Source organism: Finegoldia magna, assembly GCF_018371055.1.
Classification (GTDB): Bacteria; Bacillota; Clostridia; order Tissierellales; family Peptoniphilaceae; genus Finegoldia; species Finegoldia magna_I.
Map to the genome: position 1 here is coordinate 1 of NZ_JAGYZD010000211.1, position 2,882 is coordinate 2,882.

A 2,882-nucleotide genomic window follows, 5' to 3' on the forward strand; every position below is an offset into this window, starting at 1 on the left:
GCTTCCATAGCTAATATCAAATGTCCTATATGAATGGGATCAAAAGTCCCACCCATTATTCCGACTTTAATCATCTAAATCTATTACCTTGTTTTCAGATTCTCTGTAAATTGTTAGAATATTTCCCATATATCTTACAAATTCACAGTCAAGTTTTGTCAATATTTCATCTATCAACATATCTCTATCGTCCAAATTATTGTTGAGAATTTTTATTTTCATGACTTCTCTCTTGTTCAAAGTATCGTCGATTTGTTTCAAAGTATTTTCTGAAATTCCACCTTTACCGATATTTACAAGTGGTTTGTAACCATGAGAAATCTTTTTTAATTTCGCTCTTTGTTTTGGTGTTATCATTTTATCTCCTATTCGTAAAAATCAAATTCTACATCTCCGATAATTACATTATCACCATCTTGTATTCCAAGATCTTTCAATTGCTCTATAATTCCCTTGTCTTCAAGAACTTTTTGCAAGTGGTTAACAGATTCGTACACTTCAAAGTTTGTTCTGTATATCAAGTTTTCAATCAATGGACCTTCAACAATGTAATTTTCGTTTTCTTTTCTAACTTTGAAATCAGGTTCTTTTTCTTCTTCAAAGTAAACGTATTGTTCATCCAACGTAGAATAATCATCTTCTATACTGTCCAAAGTATCTGCAATCAAATACATAAGCTTATCCACATTTTCAGTTGTAGCAGCGCTTATTTCTACGATTTCATCTACTTTGTCAGAATATTTTTCTCTGAATTCTTTTATATTTTCTTCTGCTCCCAAGTCTGTTTTGTTCAAAACCACGAGCATTTTCTTGTCGTTTAATTTGATATTGTATGAAGACAATTCGCTATTGATAAGTTCAAAATCTTCGATTGGATTTCTACCTTCGCTTCCAGAAATATCCAACACGTGAACTAAAATTTTAGTTCTTTCAATGTGTTTTAAGAAATCATGACCAAGTCCCAATCCTTCACTTGCGCCTTCTATTAATCCAGGAATATCTGCAAGTACGAAACTTTTTTCTCCGACTTTGCACACTCCAAGATTTGGTTCAAGTGTTGTAAAGTGATAATTTGCAATTTTAGGTCTTGCGTTTGACATTATCGACAAAAGTGTAGATTTCCCAACGTTAGGAAGTCCTATTAATCCAACATCGGCTAGAAGCTTCAATTCTAACTTAATTGTTTTTTCTTCACCTTTTGTTCCAGGCTCTGCAAATCTTGGCGCTTGTCTTATAGATGATTTGAAATGAACATTTCCCTTTCCGCCTTTGCCACCTTTACAAATTACAAATTCTTCCTTATCGTGTTTTACATCGTAGATAACCGTATCTGTATCGTAATCTTTAACCAAAGTCCCAACTGGAACTTTTAGAATTAAATCTTCACCTTTTTTACCAAATTGTTTTTTATTTCTGCCGTCGCCGCCACTTTCAGCTTTGTAAATGGATTTGTAACTGTAATCCATCAAAGTTTTAATGTCTTTGTCGCCAACAATTATAATACTACCGCCATCTCCGCCGTCGCCACCTGCAGGGCCACCTGATGGTTCGTATTTTTCTCTTCTGAATGCAACAGAACCGTCTCCACCTTTTCCAGCTTTAAGTTCTATCTTCGCTACATCTATAAACATTTTTCACCTCTTTATTAATGCTCACTATACTTGTAAGTTTACATTATTTTCCACTAAAAAAGCAACACCCTACGATTATAAAAAGGAAATCCGATTTATAATCATAACAAAGGTGTTGCTAAAAAATTAAGCTTCTTTTGGATATACAGAAACTTGCTTTCTGTTTTTACCAATTCTTTCGAACTTAACTACTCCGTCAATTTTAGTGAAAAGTGTATCGTCTCCACCCTTTCCAACGTTGTTGCCTGGATGTATTTTTGTTCCTCTTTGTCTAACTAATATGTTACCAGCTAGAACGTATTGGCCGTCACCTTTTTTAGTTCCTAATCTTTTGGATTCGGAATCACGACCGTTCTTAGTAGAACTTACTCCCTTTTTACTAGAGAATAATTGTAAATCTAATTTTATCATCATTACACCTCCCGATAGTTAATTTTCAAGTGTTTTATATTTTCGTTTCGTATTGATTCCAGTGCGAATACCAATGATTTCATCAAAATATCCACCTGAATCATTTCAGTCTCATTTAGTGAGTCATAGTTTATTTCGAAGAAAGCATCTCCGCTTTCAAAATGAAATTTCAACTTATCAGAGTCAAGCTTAAGTATTTCTGTAAATGTGTTGACAGTATTAATCAGATAAACACTGATAGCGCTGCACACCACATCATTTCCATAGGATCCATAATCAGCATGACCAGTTGATTTGACTTTTACAAATTTTTCGTCTTTTCTAAAAATATCGACAGTTACCATTAAGCATCAATTTTTTCGATTTTAACTAATGTATATGGTTGTCTATGACCTTTTTTCTTTCTGTAGTTTTTCTTAGCTTTGAATTTGAAAATAACAATTTTCTTGTCTTTCTTTTGGTCTAAAACTTCTGCTTGAACCTTAGCTCCTTCTACTACAGGGCTTCCAACTTTAACATCGTCTCCAGCTACCATTAATACTTGATCAAATTCGATTTTGTCGCCTGCTTCAGCTTCGATTTTTTCAACTTTAATGACATCTCCTTCAGAAACTTTGTATTGTTTTCCACCAGTTTTAATAATTGCGAACATTTAGTGCACCTCCTCATTTTTAAGACTCGCCAAATCTAGGTACTTTTGAAGTTTGAAAACCCGATTCGAGCGGTTACACACCAAATAATTGTACAGTAATTTCATTTATTTGTCAAGTTTTACTGTGAATTCTAATAGATTTAAATTGCTAAATCCATGAAAATTTATATTCGGTTCACAAAATTCAT

The 2,882-nt window shown here is 33.3% G+C and carries 6 protein-coding genes and 1 other annotated feature; all 6 genes read right to left on the reverse strand.

Annotated elements, in window-relative coordinates:
- Positions 1-74, reverse strand: a 74-nt coding sequence (locus KHW44_RS08055) for an adenylyltransferase/cytidyltransferase family protein (protein WP_304068235.1), incomplete at its 3' end; no start/stop codon positions are given.
- On the reverse strand, positions 67-357 hold the full coding sequence (locus tag KHW44_RS08060) for a YhbY family RNA-binding protein (RefSeq protein WP_002835523.1): 291 nt from the start codon (positions 355-357) through the stop codon (positions 67-69). The genes KHW44_RS08055 and KHW44_RS08060, both read right to left, overlap by 8 nt.
- Before the next feature lie 8 nt (positions 358-365).
- A complete protein-coding gene (gene obgE, locus KHW44_RS08065) occupies positions 366-1,631 on the reverse strand; it encodes a GTPase ObgE (protein ID WP_304068228.1) in 1,266 nt (421 codons plus the stop codon).
- 126 nt (positions 1,632-1,757) lie between these two features.
- A complete protein-coding gene (rpmA, locus tag KHW44_RS08070; RefSeq protein WP_035109683.1) occupies positions 1,758-2,042 on the reverse strand; it encodes a 50S ribosomal protein L27 in 285 nt (94 codons plus the stop codon).
- A gap of 2 nt (positions 2,043-2,044) precedes the next feature.
- Positions 2,045-2,386, reverse strand: a complete 342-nt coding sequence (locus KHW44_RS08075) for a ribosomal-processing cysteine protease Prp (protein WP_304068231.1) — start codon at positions 2,384-2,386, stop codon at positions 2,045-2,047.
- Positions 2,386-2,694, reverse strand: coding sequence for a 50S ribosomal protein L21 (gene rplU, locus KHW44_RS08080; RefSeq protein ID WP_002835528.1), 309 nt, complete (start codon positions 2,692-2,694; stop codon positions 2,386-2,388). Before rplU ends, KHW44_RS08075 begins: the two co-directional genes overlap by 1 nt.
- A gap of 12 nt (positions 2,695-2,706) precedes the next feature.
- Positions 2,707-2,779 (reverse strand) — a sequence feature (ribosomal protein L21 leader region).
- Positions 2,780-2,882 lie beyond the last annotated feature (103 nt).

What these genes read in the sequence shown, in the direction of transcription:
- rpmA (WP_035109683.1), bottom strand. Translation starts at nt 2,042, where the DNA reads ATGATAAAATTAGATTTACAATTATTCTCTAGTAAAAAGGGAGTAAGT.
- KHW44_RS08075 (WP_304068231.1), bottom strand. Translation starts at nt 2,386, where the DNA reads ATGGTAACTGTCGATATTTTTAGAAAAGACGAAAAATTTGTAAAAGTC.
- obgE (WP_304068228.1), bottom strand. Translation starts at nt 1,631, where the DNA reads ATGTTTATAGATGTAGCGAAGATAGAACTTAAAGCTGGAAAAGGTGGA.
- rplU (WP_002835528.1), bottom strand. Translation starts at nt 2,694, where the DNA reads ATGTTCGCAATTATTAAAACTGGTGGAAAACAATACAAAGTTTCTGAA.
- KHW44_RS08060 (WP_002835523.1), bottom strand. Translation starts at nt 357, where the DNA reads ATGATAACACCAAAACAAAGAGCGAAATTAAAAAAGATTTCTCATGGT.